The 16,170-nt window shown below is 70.4% G+C and carries 14 protein-coding genes and 1 pseudogene; 6 read left to right on the top strand and 9 right to left on the bottom strand.

Going from position 1 to position 16,170, the window contains the following annotated elements:
* Positions 1–102 precede the first annotated feature (102 nt).
* The 6 genes and pseudogenes from R4P08_RS18535 to benA all read right to left on the bottom strand — a co-directional run.
* A pseudogene (locus R4P08_RS18535) lies at positions 103–621 on the bottom strand (ATP-binding protein); the annotation flags it as partial.
* A gap of 13 nt (positions 622–634) precedes the next feature.
* The gene (locus tag R4P08_RS05650; RefSeq protein ID WP_317812806.1) at positions 635–2,077 is read right to left on the bottom strand and encodes an aromatic acid/H+ symport family MFS transporter; all 1,443 of its coding nucleotides are present in this window, start codon (positions 2,075–2,077) and stop codon (positions 635–637) included.
* 169 nt (positions 2,078–2,246) lie between these two features.
* Entirely contained in the window at positions 2,247–3,080 is an 834-nt protein-coding gene (locus tag R4P08_RS05645) for a 1,6-dihydroxycyclohexa-2,4-diene-1-carboxylate dehydrogenase (protein ID WP_317812805.1), read from the bottom strand.
* Positions 3,077–5,173, bottom strand: coding sequence for a benzoate 1,2-dioxygenase electron transfer component BenC (benC, locus tag R4P08_RS05640; protein ID WP_317812804.1), 2,097 nt, complete (start codon positions 5,171–5,173; stop codon positions 3,077–3,079). Before benC ends, R4P08_RS05645 begins: the two co-directional genes overlap by 4 nt.
* A gap of 95 nt (positions 5,174–5,268) precedes the next feature.
* Positions 5,269–5,778 carry a benzoate 1,2-dioxygenase small subunit gene (gene benB / locus R4P08_RS05635; protein WP_317812803.1) on the bottom strand — a complete coding sequence of 170 codons (510 nt, stop codon included), beginning with the start codon at positions 5,776–5,778 and terminating at the stop codon, positions 5,269–5,271.
* Positions 5,779–5,823: 45 nt separating this feature from the next.
* Positions 5,824–7,251 (bottom strand): benzoate 1,2-dioxygenase large subunit, encoded by a 1,428-nt coding sequence (gene benA / locus R4P08_RS05630; protein ID WP_317812802.1) that lies wholly within the window; start codon positions 7,249–7,251, stop codon positions 5,824–5,826.
* 340 nt (positions 7,252–7,591) lie between these two features.
* Here benA and catA point away from each other — a divergent pair, with 340 nt between their 5' ends.
* The 3 genes from catA (at position 7,592) to catC (ending at position 10,031) form a co-directional block, all read left to right on the top strand.
* Positions 7,592–8,458, top strand: coding sequence for a catechol 1,2-dioxygenase (catA, locus tag R4P08_RS05625; RefSeq protein ID WP_317812801.1), 867 nt, complete (start codon positions 7,592–7,594; stop codon positions 8,456–8,458).
* 99 nt (positions 8,459–8,557) lie between these two features.
* Positions 8,558–9,679 (top strand): muconate/chloromuconate family cycloisomerase, encoded by a 1,122-nt coding sequence (locus R4P08_RS05620; protein WP_317812800.1) that lies wholly within the window; start codon positions 8,558–8,560, stop codon positions 9,677–9,679.
* Positions 9,680–9,749: 70 nt separating this feature from the next.
* Positions 9,750–10,031, top strand: a complete 282-nt coding sequence (catC, locus tag R4P08_RS05615) for a muconolactone Delta-isomerase (protein ID WP_317812799.1) — start codon at positions 9,750–9,752, stop codon at positions 10,029–10,031.
* A gap of 539 nt (positions 10,032–10,570) precedes the next feature.
* Here the strand turns inward: catC and R4P08_RS05610 are convergent.
* The 3 genes from R4P08_RS05610 to pcaD are packed head-to-tail and all read right to left on the bottom strand — an operon-like array spanning position 10,571 to position 13,467.
* The gene (locus R4P08_RS05610) at positions 10,571–11,782 is read right to left on the bottom strand and encodes an acetyl-CoA C-acetyltransferase (RefSeq protein ID WP_317812798.1); all 1,212 of its coding nucleotides are present in this window, start codon (positions 11,780–11,782) and stop codon (positions 10,571–10,573) included.
* Between the two features lie 39 nt (positions 11,783–11,821).
* Complete coding sequence (locus R4P08_RS05605; protein ID WP_317812797.1) at positions 11,822–12,664, bottom strand: IclR family transcriptional regulator; 843 nt, start codon at positions 12,662–12,664, stop codon at positions 11,822–11,824.
* Positions 12,661–13,467, bottom strand: coding sequence for a 3-oxoadipate enol-lactonase (gene pcaD / locus R4P08_RS05600; RefSeq protein ID WP_317812796.1), 807 nt, complete (start codon positions 13,465–13,467; stop codon positions 12,661–12,663). Before pcaD ends, R4P08_RS05605 begins: the two co-directional genes overlap by 4 nt.
* 128 nt (positions 13,468–13,595) lie before the next feature.
* Between pcaD and R4P08_RS05595 the strand changes: the two genes are divergently transcribed.
* From R4P08_RS05595 to R4P08_RS05585, 3 genes are all read left to right on the top strand, one after another.
* The gene (locus tag R4P08_RS05595) at positions 13,596–14,369 is read left to right on the top strand and encodes a CoA transferase subunit A (RefSeq protein ID WP_317812795.1); all 774 of its coding nucleotides are present in this window, start codon (positions 13,596–13,598) and stop codon (positions 14,367–14,369) included.
* Positions 14,366–14,995 carry a 3-oxoacid CoA-transferase subunit B gene (locus R4P08_RS05590; protein WP_317812794.1) on the top strand — a complete coding sequence of 210 codons (630 nt, stop codon included), beginning with the start codon at positions 14,366–14,368 and terminating at the stop codon, positions 14,993–14,995. The genes R4P08_RS05595 and R4P08_RS05590 overlap by 4 nt, the downstream gene beginning before the upstream one ends.
* 78 nt (positions 14,996–15,073) lie before the next feature.
* On the top strand, positions 15,074–16,108 hold the full coding sequence (locus tag R4P08_RS05585; RefSeq protein WP_317812793.1) for a malate dehydrogenase: 1,035 nt from the start codon (positions 15,074–15,076) through the stop codon (positions 16,106–16,108).
* Positions 16,109–16,170: the final 62 nt, after the last annotated feature.

Genomic DNA, 16,170 nt, shown 5'->3' with positions numbered 1-16,170 from the left:
GTCGAGCGCGCCCAGGCGCACGGTCTCCCGGGAGAGGACAGCGCACAGGTCGGCGGACTGTCCGATCGAGGGGCTCCGGGCGGTGAGGATGAGGAGGACGGATCCGTCCACGGAGGACTCGAGCGCGGACCCGAGCGCCCTCAGCGAGTCCGGGTCGGCGTGGTCTGCGTCGTCGATCACGATGATCGTCCCCGGGCCCGCGGACCCGATCGCGGTGGCGAGGGCCTCGACGACCTGCGCCGTCGACCGCCCGGTGGGCGCGGTGCCGGGGTCCTCCCCGGCGGCGTCCCCGTCGGCCTCCATATCGGCCTCCACGCTGAGGTCCGCGCTGGTCGTCGGGCCGCGCGCTGGAGCAACTCCGGTGGTGGGGCGGGGAAGCCGCTGCAGGATCCGATCCGCGGTCACCCAGGGGACTTCCTGCTCCCACGGCAACGCCCTGGTCAGGACCGCGGTGACGCCGGTGGTCCCGGTGAGCACGGTGTCGACGAGGTGGCTCTTGCCCCCACCGTCCGGGGCGGTCACCAGAACCACCGACGACCCCCGGGCCACCACCGCGCTGTGGATATGCCGGAGTCTCTCGGCTGCGCGGTGGTGACCGTGGCGGTGGAGCTGGGTGGGCATCTCGGTCATTCCCTCAGCGTAGGTCTGCCCCGGGGGTCTTGACCGGTTCCGGCGAACCGCCGGCCTGGTCGTCGCGCCCGGCGCCGAGCACGGTGTCCGGGACCTGGGCGACCAGGCCCGGAGAGCGGGGCACCGCGAGGGTGATCAGGGCTCCTGCGAGCGCCACACCCGCGAAGACGAGGAAGGAGGTCTCGGCCTGGAGGCCGGCGGCGACGAGGAGTCCGCCGATGACAGGACCGAGGATCCCCCCGAGACGTCCGAAACCTGCACACCACGCCACACCCGCGGCGCGAGAGCCGGTCTCGTAGTAGTTCGAGACGAAGCCGTATACGAGCACCTGCGTACCGATGGTGCCCATGCCGGCCGCCGCGACGAGGAGGATCATCAGCGCGAACGGCGGGGACAGGGTCACCGCTACCAGCGCGAGCGTGGCCAGGACGAACGAGCACGCCACGATGACGCGCGGGCCGTGCTTGTCGGCCAACCGCGACGCGGCGAGCCCGCCGAGGATGGCGCCGCCGTTGAGCACGAGGAGGAAACCCAGCGAGCTCTTGGCGTTGATGCCGTAGCTCTCCATGATGGTCGGGAGCCACGTGTTGAGGCCGTAGGTGAGCAGGAGTCCGGCGAAGCTCATGAACCCGAGCAGGAGCGTGCCCAGCCGGTAGGCGGGGGTGAGCAGTCCGGCGAATCCGGTGGGCGCGGCAGCCGTTGCGACGGAGTCGGCAGTGGTGTCAGCAGCGGGGGCGGCGGGGGGGTCGATGAAGGCGGCGGTGGGCAGCCCCCGGGCGTAACACAGGGCGACGGCCTCGTCGGTCCGGCCGCGAGAGGAGAGCCAGCGGGGGGACTCGGGCAGCGCGTACCAGGCGTAGGGCAGAACGATGAGGATGGGCAGCGCGCCGATGAGGAACAGTCCCCGCCAGCCGATGTGCTCGCGCAGCACCATGGCGAGGGCGGAGGCGAGGACGCCACCGGCGGGGATTCCGCTGTAGACCACCGCGTTGAAGAGGTTCCGCTTTCCGGCCGGGGCGAACTCGGCGATGATCGCCCCGCCCGTGGCGACGATCGCGCCGATCCCGAGCCCGGTGAGCAACCGCAGGATGCCGAACGTGGTGATGTTGGTCGCGAAGGAGGTGGCGGCCATGCCGATCGAGAACCAGGCGATCGCGCCGAGCATGATCCTCCGGCGGCCGAGGCGGTCACCCACGGCGCCCGCGCTCAGCGCTCCGATCATGACGCCGACCAGGGCGTAGGAACCCAATGCTCCGGCCTGCGCGGCGCCGAGGGGACCGATCTGACTCGGGTCCGCCATGAGCGAGGGCAGGATCGCTCCGTAGACCACGAGGTCGTAGCCGTCGAAGAGGATGGCCAGCGCGACCACGGCGAGCACGCCGTAGACGGTGCGCTTATGTGCTGGGGACTCCCAGACGTCTACTTCTGGTGCGGTTTTCTCGGTCACGGTGGACCTTTCGAGTATCGGTGAGATGGGTGAGGCGGAGCGATCGAGCGTGAGAGGATGCGCGGCGCCGCGGAGTGCGGCGCCGCGGGACGGCGGCTGGGGAGCCGGGATGCGGGAGCCGGGAATCGCGGCGGGAGGAGGGAGGAGCGAGAAGTGGCGGGACGGGCGATCAGCCCTGGTCGCCGCCGGCGACGGGCAGGACCGACCCGGTGACGTAGGACGCCTCTGGGGAGGCGAGGAAGCAGATCGGGGCGGCCTGCTCGTGGAGCGTGCCGTAGCGGCCGAGCGCGGTGGAGTCGACGGTCTGGTCCACGATCTGCTGGTACCAGCGCTTCTCGTCGTCGGTCTGCGCGTCACCGCCGCGGGAGATGCGCCGCTCCGGGGCGAGCGTGCCACCGGGGGCGGTGGCCACCACGCGGATCCCGTGCGGAGCCGCCTCCAGCGCGAGCGCGGAGGTCAGGCCGTTGACCCCGCCCTTGGAGGCGGCGTAGGGGACGCGGTTGACGCCGCGAGTGGCCACTGACGACACGTTGACGATGGTGCCCGCGTCTCGGGCGACCATCGACGGCAGGACCGCCCGGCACATCCACAACGTGGGGAACAGGGACCGGCGCACCTCCTTCTCGATCTGCTCCGGCGAGTACTCGTGGTACGGCCGGGCCCAGATCGTGCCGCCGACGTTGTTGATCAACACGTCGATCCGGCCGTGAGCCTCCAGCGCGGCGTCCGCCGCGGCCTGCGCACCCTCGAAGGTCTCGAGGTCGGCGACCACCGGGGTGACCCGGTCGCCGTCCGGGGACACCGCGCTGAGCTCGCTGGCGACCGTGGTGATCAGGTCCGCGCGGTCGACGGCGGTGACGAGCCCGCCCTCCCGGACGACCCGGTCCGCGACCGCCCGGCCGATTCCCTGGACCGCGCCGGTGATCAGGACGGACAGTCCGGCGAAGCGCCCGGGGGACAGGACGGGAGGGACCGAGTCGTGGTCACCGACCGGGGCGCTCATGACGCCGCCCCGGCGGTGTCGGCGGCCTTGGCGGCGAGCGCGGCCCGCATGGTCGCCTTGGCGTGCTCGGTGTGGCGCCGGATCAGGTAGCGCGCGGCGTCGCGGTCGGAGTTCTCGAACGCGGCGACGATCTCGAGGTGCTCCGGCACGATCTCCTCCGACACCCACCGGGCGTCCGGGAGCACGCTGTTCATCACCTGCGTGACCTCCAGCATCCGGTAGGCCTGCAGCAGCGCGTCGTTACCCGTGCAACGGAAGAGGTACTCGTGGAACTGGGCGTTGGCGGCGGTGAAGCGCTCAGGGTCGAGGAAGTGGTCGCCCTCGATGTACTGGTTGGCGGACTCGGCCAGCATCCGGAACTCCGCCAGGCGGGCGGCGTCGAGCCTGCCCATGGTGAGCTCGATGGATCCGAGCTCGAGCGCCATCCGGGCGTCGAACTGGGCGTCCGAATTGGCGATCCCCGGATGCACCTCGCCGCTGACCACGCCGGTCGAGGCCGTGATGGTCTCCGACCGCTCGCCCCCGGACAGTGACAGCGTCGACGAGGTCGTCCCGCCGGCGGTGGTCGTGGTGGTCGGCCGCACGGTGACCGGAGGCGGGATGTAACCCACGGGACGGGCGGCGATCGGGGCCGTCGTCTCCTGGGCGGAGGAGGCCGGCGAGGTGTCGGCACCGGGCCCCCGTGGGACGCGGGGCTCGAACCCGACGGGTCGGGCGGCGATGGCCGCCTGCTTTGCGGCCGCCTCACCCGAGGCCGCAGCGGGGGCGTGGTGCAGCCCCGGCGCCGGCGGACGGTAACCGAGGGGCCGAGCGGCGATACCGCCCACGGTGGTCGCGATTTCTCCTCGGGCTGCGACGTGCGAGGGGATGCTGTCGTCGTCGTCGTCGTCGTCGTCGTCGTCGTCTCGTGAGGCGACGGGTGCGATGACCGGCGTCTCCGGCGCCGGGGACGGCACCGGGGGTGGCGCGACCGCAGGGGCGGGCGTTTCGAGCGCGGGAACCTCGCCCCGGTCGGAGCCGTCCGCGACCGAGCCGTCCTGGCCGGGCTCGACCGGGGCAGGCGCTGCCGCCCCGCCCGGCACGCCGGTGGCCGGGGTGAACTTTTCGTAGTAGAAGTGCGTGACCTCGAGCTTCTCGGAGTCCAGGAAGGTACGGACGGACTCGACCATCGGGGGCGGGCCGCAGAGGTAGACGTCCGCCTCGCCGTTGTGGACGTGCTCGGGGCGGATCAATCCGGTGACGTACCCGGTGTTCGGGTACGCCGTGGCCGGGTCGGAGACGATGAGGTCCCACGTCAGTCCGGGTAGGCGGGTCACGTAGTCGTCGAGGAGGTCGGTGTAGACCACGTCGGCGTCACGGGAGGTCCCGTAGACCAGGTGTACGGGTCGGTCCCCGGAGTCGGCGACGGCGAGGCTCTCCAGGATCGACAGCACGGGCGCGAGACCGGTGCCGCCGGCCAGCAGGAGCAGGGGTCGCGGGGACTCCCGGAGGAAGAAGCTGCCCATCGGGCCCGTCAATTCCAGGCGGTCGCCCACCGCGCACCGCTGCGCCAGGTACTCCGACATCGCGCCACCGGGGGCGTACTTGATGAGGAACGACAGGCGGTCGTCGTCCGGGCCGGTCGAGAACGAGTACGAGCGCACCTGGTCGGTGCCGGGCACGGACACGTTCACGTACTGGCCCGGCAGGAACGCGAGGGCCCGGCGGTCGTCGAGCTCGACGGACAGCGCGAACGCACCCTCGGCCAGCCGGGTGACGGCCGTGACCGTCGCGGGGTGGGTGGCCGCGGTCGTCTTGGCCACGTCGGAGGTGGTGGGGATCTGGACCACCAGGTCCGAGCGGGGGACCATCTGACAGGGCAGGCAGTACCCGGCCGCGGCCTCGGCCTCGGTGAGGGCGTCGTCGATGTAGTCGCCGCCGTCGAAGTCTCCCGACTCGCACAGCGATTTGCAGGTACCGCACGCGCCGTCACGGCAGTCGAGCGGGATGTTGATTCGGGCCTTGTACGAGGCGTCGGCGACGGTTTCCGACGGGCCGCATGTGATGAAGCGCGTCACACCGTCCTCGAAGCCCAGGGCCACCTGGTAACTCATGGGTTCTCACTTCTGGTCGCTGGCATGATCGGCCGCGTTGTGGTCGATCGGTGGTCTCCGACGCCCCGGCGGGGCGGGCTCGAGCGGGTGCGCGATCACACCATGTAGACGTCCACGATGTGGTGGATGTAGTCGTTCTTGAGAACGACCTTCTTGTAGGTGATCAGCGGGGATTCCCCGGTGACGTCGAGGGTGTAGAACGACGTGCCGAAGTACTGGTCGGTGGTCTTGTAGCGGAAGTACGAGGAGAGCCAGTTGAAGCGGACGTCGACCTCGCCGGGGCGCCGGTCCATCACCTCGATGTTGCTGATCAGGTGGCTGGTGCGGGGCTCGGGCAGCGATGTCGACGAGGACCGGTCGGTGCGGATCCGGAACACCCGGTCCTCGATGCCTGCCCGGTTGGGGTAGAAGATCAGCGAGATCTCCGAGTACGGGTCCTTGGTGAGCTCGCCGTCGTCGTCCCAGGCGGGCATCCAGTACATCGCGTCCTCGCGATAGCACTCGATCCATGCCTCGAACTGCCGGTCGTCGAGCAGGCGGGCCTCGCGGAACAGGAAGGTGGTGATCTCTTCGACGGAGATCGACGCCACTGAAGGTGCGGACATGATCAGGCCTTTCGTGTTCTTGCTGGAGTGGAGGTGGGCGCGGCTCTAGATCTCGACGGTCGCCGCGGGGCGCGACGCCACGCCGTTCTGGCCGGCCGCGGCGGCCTCGGCCTCGGCGGTGGCCCGCTCCTCGACCTCCAACGCGCGGCGCATGGTGTCGACCCAGTAGCCGTGCTGCACCGGGTACAGGCCCTCGTCCTCGGTCTTGGCGCCGGAGGAGAGCACGTTCTCCATCCCCAGTCCGAGCGCGGTCGCGTCGGGACCGGTGGTCTGGTGGGTGGCACCGCGGGTCATGTCGTTCCACGGGGCGACGTCGGCGAGGTAGGTCTTCTGGCAGGAGCGGAACTCCTCCAGGTCGTCCGGCGTGGCCATGCCGGTGGCGTTGAAGAAGTCCTCGTACTGACGGATCCGGGCGGCGCGGGCGTCGGCGCTCTCGCCCTTGGGTGCGATGCAGTAGATCGTCACCTCGGTCTTGTCCACCGAGATCGGCTTGAAGTGCCGGATCTGGCTGGAGAACTGGTCCATCAGGTAGACGTTGGGGTAGAGGCACAGGTTGCGCGAGGCCCCGACCATGAACTCGGCCTTCTTCTCACCGATCTGCTCGGCCAGCTCCTGCCGGCGCTCCCACAGCGGGCGGTCCTCCGGGTTGCCCCACCACATCCAGAGCAGGAGGTGGCCGTGGTCGAACGACCAGTACCCGCCACCCTGCTTGCCCCACGTGCCGGCGTCCATCGCCTTGGTCTCGTTCTTGGACTCGCCGGAGCCGCGCCGGGCGGTGGTGGCGGCGTAGTTCCAGTGGGTCGCCGAGACGTGGTAGCCGTCGGCCCCGTTCTCGGCCTGGAGCTTCCAGTTCCCGTCGTAGGTGTAGGTCGATGCTCCGCGGAGCACCTCCAACCCGTCCGGGGACTGGTCGACGAGCATGTCGATGATCGTCCGGCTGTCGCCGAGGTGCTCCTCGATAGGCAGGACGTCGGCGTTCAGGCTGCCGAAGAGGAAGCCGCGGTAGTTGGCGAACTTGGCCACACGGCGCAGATCGTGCGAACCGTTCTTGTTGAACTCTTCCGGGTAGCCGGCGTCCCGGGGGTCCTTGACCTTGAGGAGCTCACCTGAGTTGGAGAACGTCCAGCCGTGGAACGGGCAGGTCAGCGTGGTGCGATTGTCGGTCTTGCGGCGGCACAGCATCGCTCCGCGGTGCGAGCAGGCGTTGATCAGGCAGTTCAGCTCCCCGTCTTTGCCACGGGTGATCATGACGGGCTGGCGGCCGATGTCGGTGGTGAAGTAGTCGCCGACGTTCGGGATCTGGCTCTCGTGGGCGAGGTAGACCCAGTTGCCCTCGAAGATGTGCTTCATCTCGAGCTCGAAGAGCTCCTCGTCGGTGAAGATGCGGCGGTTCGCGCGGATGATGCCCTCGGCGGGCCGGTCGTCGAGCGCGGTGTCGAGGGTCTTCTGCAGGTGGTCGAGCCGTTCAGACATCGAGGTCTCCTCGCGGGTTCGGGGCGGGCCACGTGGGGTGGCCTGTCGCCGGTGTTACCCCACGGTGCCTCAGTGTGGGCGGAGTCACACTAGGGGATCCCCTAGTCATACCTAGGTACCCATTGTTCGGTCTGCGAACAGGCATGCAGTCGATATGCGTTCATCTGCGAGAACGCCATCCCGCGGTTCGCAGTGCGCACAATTTCACGCAACACCTGTAGAGACCAGTGATTGACGACACATCATTCGCGGTGCACAGTAGGGCCATCGGCCGACGGAGAGCCCGAATCCGGCAACCTCCACCGGCCCGATCCAGTCCGCCACTTCCTCAGGGAGCGTCATGTCCACCACTGCAGTCCCCACCGCCTCCGGCTCAGGCTCCGCCGCCACCGACAAGTTCAAGGACCATCGGTTCACCTCCGACACCTCTACCGAGCGCGCCGCCGCCATCTACAAGGATGTGTTGGCCAAGCTGTCCGAGGTCATCTACCAGCACGAGGTGACCTACGACGAGTACCGCGTTCTCAAGCAGTGGCTCATCAGTGTCGGCGAGGGTGGCGAGTGGCCGCTGTGGCTCGACGTCTTCCTCGAGCACTTCATCGAGGACTCCAACAGCCGGATCTTCAACGGCACCAAGGGTTCCATCGAGGGCCCGTACTACGTGCCGAACGCCCCGAACCTCGGCTCCAAGGGCACCATGCCGATGCGTGAGGACGAGAAGGGCACCAGGTTGGTGTTCAAGGGCCAGGTCCGCGACCTCGACGGCGCCGGCATCGAGGGTGCGGGCGTCGAGCTCTGGCACGCCGATTCCGACGGCTACTACTCGCAGTTCGACGACGGCCTGGGCATCCCGGAGTGGAACCTGCGCGGCACGTTCACCACCGACGCCGAGGGCAACTACGAGATCACCACGATCCAGCCCGCGCCGTACCAGATCCCGCACGACGGCCCGACCGGCGAGTTCATCGCCAGCTACGACGGCCACCCGTGGCGCCCCGCCCACCTCCACCTCAAGGTGACGGCACCGGGCAAGCGCCTCATCACCACCCAGCTCTACTTCCAGGGCGGCCAGTGGGTCGACGACGATGTCGCCGGGGCGGTCAAGCCCGAGCTGTTGCTCGACCCGAAGCCGGGTGCGGACGGCATCGACGAGGTCGTCTACGACTTCGTCCTGGACCCCGAGTCCGAGAAGCGGTACGTGGCCTGACCTGACGTGTCCCGTCGCACCCACCACGCATGACCTCACCCGCCCCGGTCGCCTCCCGCGACCGGGGCGCCGGTGCTATGACCGAATCGAGAACCGAATATGACCGACATGACCATCCGTTCCGTCGAGACCCGCATTCTCGACGTCCCTCTCATCCGCCCCCACAAGTTCGCCACCACCACGGCCACCAAGCAGTCGATCCTGCTCGTTTCGGTGACCACCGCCGACGGGGTGGTCGGTTACGGCGAGGGCGTCACCCCGGGTGGGCCCTGGTGGGGAGGTGAGTCCGCGGAGACCATGCAGGTACTCGTGGAGAAGTACCTCGCACCCGTGGCCGTGGGTCGGCGCGTGGACGAGGTCCCGGCGGTCCTCGAGGCGATGGAGGGCGTGGTGGCCCGAGGCCGCTTTGCCAAGGCCTCGCTGGAGATCGCGATGTTCGATGCGTGGGCGCGCAGCCTGGGAGTGCCCGTGCGGTCACTTCTCGGTGGCGCGGTCCGCGATTCGATCGAGTGCACGTGGGCGCTGGGTGCGATGCCGCTGGAGGAGATGGTCGAGGAGATCGACGAGCTGCTCGCCACCGACCGGCACCGCACCTTCAAACTCAAGATGGGTGCACTGGACCCGGCCGAGGACGTCGCGCGCATCGCCGCGCTCGCCGAGCGACTCGACGGCCGCGCCGGACTGCGGGTGGACATCAACGCCCGCTGGGACCGCTTCACCGCCAACACGCATCTCCCGGCGCTGGTGGAGGCGGGGATCGAGCTCATCGAGCAGCCGACCCCGACCGAGCAGATCGAGGTCCTGGCCGAGCTCAACCACACTCTGCCCGTGCACATCATGGCCGACGAGTCGGTGCAGTCCCCGCACGACGCCCTCGAGGTGGTCCGTCAGGACGCCGCCGGCGTGATCGCGGTCAAGACCACCAAGCTCGGTGGCCTGACGCGGAGCAAAGAGGTCGTGGCGATCGCCCGCACGGCCGGCATCGCCTGCCACGCCGCGACCTCTCTGGAGGGCCCCATCGGCACCATGGCCTCGCTTCACCTGGCCTGCGCCGAACCGGGATTCAACTACGGCTCCGAGCTGTTCGGCCCGCTCCTGCTGGCCGAGACCTACGTGACCACCCCGATCCGATACGAGGCCGGCCGGGTGCACCTCCCGGAGGGGCCGGGGCTGGGAGTCGAGATCGACCACGACGCGGTCGAGAAGTTCACGCGCCGCTGACCGCTGCCTCCTTGGGCTTTCTACTTGCAGCCGACCACAAACCGAAGACGATTGAAGGAGACGAGAAGAGATGGCACTGTTCCACGTCCGCATGGACGTCAATATTCCGAGCGACCTGGACCCGCAGGTGCGCGCTGACACCCTGGCGCGCGAGAAGGCCTACAGTCAGGACCTGCAGCGCTCCGGCAAGTGGCGCGAGCTCTGGCGCATCGTGGGCCAGTACTCCAACATCAGCATCTTCGACGTCGAGTCCGGCGACGAACTGCACGAGCTGCTCCAGGGCCTGCCGCTGTTCCCGTTCATGGACATCGAGGTCATGGCGCTGACCCGGCACCCCTCGCGCGTCGACTGATCGCTCGGCCGGCCGGCGGGTCAGACGATTCACCCGCGCGCCGACCCGGGCACGAGAAGAGGCGTTCCGCGCACCCGCCCCGCCCCGCCCCGGGCGAGGTGCGCGGAACGCTCTTGCTCTATTCGAAGCGGATGCGAGCGGCGGCGTCGACGTGAGCGGTGGCGTCCACGCGAGCGGCGAGCATAGCCGCAGCGCGACCCCCGCGCCTTACGCTGGCTCTTCGGCCCGCGCTGCCTCTTCGTCCGGATTTCCCGGGGCTGCGCTGGGGGAATGGACCAGACGGCCAGCGTAGGGCGAAGACGCAGCACATCCGGCCGCAGGTGCGCTGGCGGAATGGACCGTCCAGACCCACGCGCCCGCGTCGGGGGGGCGAAGACGCAGCGAATTCGGCGACAGGGGGGCGAAGACGCAGCGCTCCGGGCGACAGCGGGGGCCCGACCGCACTCCGGGCAAAAGGTCGACCCCCCGACGACGAGAGCGTTCCGGACGCCACCTCGGGCGGTGTGTCCGGAACGCTCGTGCCGACGGGGGAGGGCAGGTCAGACGCGCTCGAACACCGCTGCCAGGCCCTGGCCGCCGCCGATGCACATGGTCTCCAGGCCCCACTGGGCGTCGCGGCGGACCATCTCGTGGGAGAGGGTGGCGAGCATCCGCGCACCGGTCGCGCCGACGGGGTGGCCGAGCGAGATGCCGGAACCGTGCGGGTTGAGGTGCTCTGAGGCGGGGTCGATGTCCCACTCGCGCATGACAGACAGCGCCTGCGCGGCGAACGCCTCGTTGAGCTCGATCACGCCCATGTCGGCGAGCGTCATCCCGAGCTGGCCGAGCGCCTTGGCGGTGGCCGGGACCGGGCCGATGCCCATGGTCTCCGGGGCCACACCGGCCACGGCCCACGACGCCAACCGGACCAGCGGGGTCAGGCCGAGCGCCGCCGCCTTGTCCGCCGTGGTGATGACGCACATCGCGGCGCCGTCGTTCTGGCCGGAGGCGTTGCCGGCGGTGACGGTGGCCTCGGGGTCGGTGCGGCCCATGATCGCCCGGAGCCCCGAGAGGGCCTCGACCGTGCTGTCGGCGCGGGGGTGCTCGTCGGTGTCGACGACGACGTCGTCGCCCTTGCGCTGCGGCACGGCGACGGGGACGATCTCCTCGGCGAACACCCCGGATTGCTGCGCGGCCACGGCGCGCCGATGGGACTGCGCGGCCAGCTGGTCCTGCTCCTCGCGGGTGATGCCGTAGTCACGGCGGAGGTTCTCGGCGGTCTCGATCATCCCGCCGTCGATGACGTGGGAGCGGCCACCGACGGTGGTGCGGGCGCGGCCGAGGCGGTCGACCAGCGAGAGCCCGTCGCCCTTGATGCCCCAGCGGGGCGTCGGGGTGGCGTAGAACTCCACCTGGCTCATCGATTCGACGCCGCCGGCCACCACGAGGTCGACGCCGCCGGAGGCCACCTGCAGCGCGCCGGTGATCACGGCCTGCAGGCCCGAGCCGCAGCGCCGGTCCAGCTGCATCCCCGGCACGTCGATGCCGAGGGGGGAGTCCAGTGCGGCGATCCGACCGATGGCCGGGCCCTCGCCGCCGGGTGAGCCCTGGCCCAGGATGACGTCGTCGACGTCGGTGCCGGTCAGGCCGGTGCGCTCGACGAGCGCGGTGAGCAGGGAGGTGGCCAGGGTGTTCGCGTCGAGGTCGCGGAACACGCCGCCGAAGCGGCCGACCGGGGTACGGAGGGGTTGGCAGATGACGACGTCGCGCATGATTTCTCCTGGTGAGGGTTGAGGTCGGGGTCTAACGGATCAACGGTTGACGCTGGCCAGGTCGACGGACAGCGCCCGGGCGGCGTCCACCACGACGGGGACCAGCTCGTCCCGGAGCTGTTCGGTGGAGTACCGGGCGGCGTGGGTGGAGAGGTTGAGCGCGGCCACGACCCGCCCGTCCCGGTCGCGGACCGGTGCGGCCAGGGAGCGCAGCCCGGGTTCGAGTTCCTGGTCGACCAGCGACCACCCGCGATCGGCGACGGCCGCGAGCTCGGCGCGCAGCTCGGCCTCGTCGGCGATCCCGTGCGGCGTGAGGACCCGCAGGTCGGTTCCGGTCAGGTAGGCGTCCAGCTCCGCGGGGGGCAGGGCCGCGAGCAGGACCCGGCCCATCGAGGTGGCGAAGGCGGGGAAGCGGGTGCCGATGGTGATCCCGATGGTCATGATCCGGCGCACCTGGACGCGGCCGACGTAGACGATGTCGTAGCCGTCGAGAACGGCGACGGACGACGACTCGTCGAGCTGGGCGCTGAGCCGCTCGAGGTGTGGTTGGGCCAGGTCGGCCAGGGGCATGGCGGAGAGGTAGCTGTACCCCAGGTCGAGCACCCGCGGGGTGAGCCAGAAGGCCGACCCGGCGCAGTCCACGTATCCGAGTTCGACCAGCGTGTGGAGGAACCGCCGGGCGGTCGCGCGGGTGAGCCCGGTGGTCCGGGCGACCTCGCTGAGGGTCTGTCGCGGGTGATCGGCGTCGAAGGCGGTGATGACGGCGAGGCCGCGCGCGAGCGACTGGACGAAATCGGGGGAGGCCGATCGTTCAGAAGAGGCCGGCTGCTCGGCGGAGGTCGCGGGCTCGGATGCGGGCGACTCCCCGACTTCAGCGGTCACGCCGGGTCCGCTGAGGTGGCAGAGGGTGATCCGGCCGAGGTCAGGTGTGCGCGGAGGACCTCGGAGACGCGCTCGGGCATCTCGACGGTGGGAACGTGCGCGGCGGGGGAAAGGAGGACGAAATCGGCACCCGGGACGCCGTCGGCGATCTCCCGGAGCACCTCCGGCGGGGTCGACGGGTCCTCGTCGCCCGCCACCACGAGTGTGGGACAGGAGATGCGTCCGAGGTCCGCGCGTCCGTCCCAGCCCGCGAGCGCGTCGCAGGCCGCGGCGTAGCCCTCTGCGCTGGTGGCCGCGACCATCTCGCGGAGCCCGGCCACCAGCGCCGGGTCGGTCTCGGCGCGGGCGGGGGTGAGCCACCGCGCCACCACCCCGTCGGCGACGGCCTCGGTGCCGCCGCCGCGGACGGCGGCCGCACGCTCGGCCCAGCCCGAGGGCTCGCCGAACTTGGCGGCCGTGCACAGCAGTGCCGCGGAGCGGACCCGGGCGGACTCGTGGACGGCGAGCCACTGCGCCACCGCACCCCCGAGCGAGAGCCCGACCACGTGAAAACGGTCCACGTGGAGCGAATCGAGCAGCGCGAGGACGTCGCCGGAGAGGTCGGCGATCGTGCACGGCCCGGGGACGACCTCAGAGCCTCCATGTCCGCGGTGGTCCACCGCGATGACGGAGTGGTCACGGGAGAGGTCGCGTACCTGGGCGTCCCACATCGATCGGTCGGAACCGAGGGATCCGAGGAGTACGACGACGGGGGAGTCTGCGGCCTGCGGGCCGCTGACCTCGTGAGACAGGGTGGCGGTCATGGGTCGGTCCTCTCGGGCAGTTCGTGTCCCGGACCGGTCGGACCCGGGTGACGTGCACCACGATACGCGAGAGTTGTACGTGATGCGAACGCTTGTGCATCAGACGAACACGGCCTACGCTGTGTGACATGACCAACAAGATCTTCGCCTCGGCCGCGGAAGCGGTCGCGGACATTCCCGACGGCGCCTCCCTCGCCGTGGGAGGTTTCGGTCTGGTCGGCATCCCCGCCGTCCTGATCGATGCGCTCCTCGACCAGGGGGCCGCCGACCTCAGCACCGTCAGCAACAACTGCGGCACCGACGGCTTCGGCCTCGGCAAGCTGCTGGAGGCCCGCCGCATCACGCGGACCACCGCCTCCTACGTCGGGGCGAACAAGGAGTTCGCCCGGCAGTACCTCAGCGGGGAGCTCGAGGTGGAGCTCACCCCCCAGGGCACGCTCGCCGAGCGGATGCGTTCCGGTGGCGCGGGCATCCCGGCCTTCTACACCCCCGCCGGCGTCGGCACGATGGTCGCCGACGGTGGCCTCCCGCTGCGGTACGACGGTCACGGGGGCGTGGCCGTGGCCTCCGAGCCCAAGGAGGTGCGCGAGTTCGACGGCGTGCCGTACGTCCTGGAGCGGTCGATCGTCACCGACTACGCGCTGGTCCACGCCCACCGCGCGGACACCGCCGGAAACCTCCAGTTCCGCGCCACCGCCCGGAATTTCAACCCCGACGTCGCCATGGCCGGACGCATCACGATCGTCCAGGCCGAGGAGATCGTGCCCGTCGGCGGGATCGATCCGGCCGACGTCCACCTCGCCGGGATCTATGTCCAGCGCCTCGTCGAGGTCGGGCGGCAGGAGACGGGCGTGGAGATCAGGAAACTCAGTAGCCGCGGCAACGGGGAGGACCGGTCATGAGCTGGACCCAGGAGCAGATGGCGGCGCGCGTCGCCGCCGACTTCGTGGACGGGCAGTACGTCAACCTGGGGATCGGCATGCCGACCCTCATCCCCGACTACATCCCCGAGGGCGTCGCGGTGACGCTGCACTCGGAGAACGGCATCCTCGGCGTGGGTCCGTATCCCACGGAGGAACAGCTGGACCCGGAGATGATCAACGCCGGCAAGGAGACCATCACCGCCGCGGCGGGGGCGGCGTTCTTCTCGTCGTCGGAGTCCTTCTCCATGATCCGCGGCGGCACGGTCGACGTGGCCGTGCTCGGCGCCATGCAGGTCTCGCAGTCCGGCGACCTGTCCAACTGGATGATCCCCGGCGCCATGGTCAAGGGCATGGGCGGCGCGATGGACCTGGTCCACGGCGCCGGTCGGGTGATCGTGATGATGGACCACGTGACCCGCAAGGGCGACATCAAGCTGATGGCGGAGAACACCCTCCCGTACACCGGGCGCGGCTGCGTCCAGCGCGTGGTCACGGACCTGTGCGTCCTCGACATCACCCCCGAGGGCTTCCGGCTCGTCGAGTTGGCTCCGGACGTCACGCTCGACGAGGTCCGCGCCAAGACCGACGCCGAGATCCTGGCCTAGCCCGACCTCGCGAACCGGGGGTCGTTCCTCACTACTGTGGGGACCGGCCCCCGTCGTCGTCTGAGAAGAGCCCCGCTCATGAACACCAGCCAGGTCACGACCACACCGATCACCACCGCCCCTGTCACCACCACCCCGGTCACGGTCACCGTCTCCGGCGCGGCCGGGAGGATCTCGTACTCGCTGCTGTTCCGGCTCGCGTCCGGGCTGGTCTTCGGTCCGGACACCCCGGTGCGCCTGCGACTGCTGGAGATCCCGGCCGCCGTGGTCTCCGCCGAGGGCGTGGCCATGGAGATCGACGACTGCGCGTTGCCCCTGGTGGCCTCGATCGACGTCACGGACGACGTGGACGCCGCGTTCGACGGAGCCAACGCGGCCTTCCTCGTGGGCGCCAAGCCGCGCGGGAAGGGGATGGAACGGGCCGACCTGCTCACCGCCAACGGCGCGATCTTCCGCGAGCAGGGCCGCGCGATCAACTCCCACGCGGCGGACGACATCCGCGTGGTGGTGGTGGGCAACCCCGCCAACACCAACGCCTACATCGCGCACCGCCACGCCCCGGACGTGCCCGCCGGCCGGTTCACCGCCCTCATGCGGCTCGACCACAACCGGGCGCTGAGCCAGCTGGCCACCCGGCTGGGCGCCCCCGTGGCGGAGCTGGACGGGGTCGTGGTCTGGGGCAACCACTCGGCCACCCAGTTCCCCGACGTCTCCTACCTCACCCGGCGCGGCGAGCCGGTCACCAGCGGACTCGAGCAGGAGTGGCTCGCCGAGTCGTTCATCCCCCGGGTGGCGGGTCGGGGAGCCGAGATCATCTCCGTGCGGGGGTTGTCCTCGGCGGCGTCGGCGGCCGGGGCCGCGGTCGACCAGATGCGCGAGTGGGTGCAGGGCACTCCGGGGGAGAGTTGGACCACCGTGGCGCTGCCCTCCGAGGGCCAGTACGGCACGGTCCCGGGCGTGGTCACCGGTCTGCCGTGCCGCAGCCGCGGCGCGGAGTGGGAGGTCGTCGAGGGGCTGGAGATCGGTGGATTCCAGCGCGCCCGGATCGACGCCTCGGTGGCCGAGCTGGTCTCCGAGCGCGATGCCGTGCAGGGACTCGGCCTCACCGACTGAGCGCGAGGGTGGGCGCCCGACGGCGTGTTCGGGGTCCCGCGCGCCGACGGCCTAGGATGGTC

It is taken from the genome of Rhodococcus sp. IEGM 1408 (assembly GCF_033142235.1).
GTDB lineage: Bacteria > Actinomycetota > Actinomycetes > Mycobacteriales > Mycobacteriaceae > Dietzia.
Note: the sequence above shows the minus strand (reverse complement) of the source record. Positions and strands in the feature narration are given on the sequence as shown.

Bases quoted from the DNA above. Each gene is read 5' to 3' on its own strand.
- R4P08_RS05645 (WP_317812805.1), bottom strand. From the start codon at position 3,080: ATGAGCGCCCCGGTCGGTGACCACGACTCGGTCCCTCCCGTCCTGTCC.
- benC (WP_317812804.1), bottom strand. From the start codon at position 5,173: ATGAGTTACCAGGTGGCCCTGGGCTTCGAGGACGGTGTGACGCGCTTC.
- benB (WP_317812803.1), bottom strand. From the start codon at position 5,778: ATGTCCGCACCTTCAGTGGCGTCGATCTCCGTCGAAGAGATCACCACC.
- benA (WP_317812802.1), bottom strand. From the start codon at position 7,251: ATGTCTGAACGGCTCGACCACCTGCAGAAGACCCTCGACACCGCGCTC.
- catA (WP_317812801.1), top strand. From the start codon at position 7,592: ATGTCCACCACTGCAGTCCCCACCGCCTCCGGCTCAGGCTCCGCCGCC.
- R4P08_RS05620 (WP_317812800.1), top strand. From the start codon at position 8,558: ATGACCGACATGACCATCCGTTCCGTCGAGACCCGCATTCTCGACGTC.
- catC (WP_317812799.1), top strand. From the start codon at position 9,750: ATGGCACTGTTCCACGTCCGCATGGACGTCAATATTCCGAGCGACCTG.
- R4P08_RS05610 (WP_317812798.1), bottom strand. From the start codon at position 11,782: ATGCGCGACGTCGTCATCTGCCAACCCCTCCGTACCCCGGTCGGCCGC.
- pcaD (WP_317812796.1), bottom strand. From the start codon at position 13,467: ATGACCGCCACCCTGTCTCACGAGGTCAGCGGCCCGCAGGCCGCAGAC.
- R4P08_RS05595 (WP_317812795.1), top strand. From the start codon at position 13,596: ATGACCAACAAGATCTTCGCCTCGGCCGCGGAAGCGGTCGCGGACATT.
- R4P08_RS05590 (WP_317812794.1), top strand. From the start codon at position 14,366: ATGAGCTGGACCCAGGAGCAGATGGCGGCGCGCGTCGCCGCCGACTTC.
- R4P08_RS05585 (WP_317812793.1), top strand. From the start codon at position 15,074: ATGAACACCAGCCAGGTCACGACCACACCGATCACCACCGCCCCTGTC.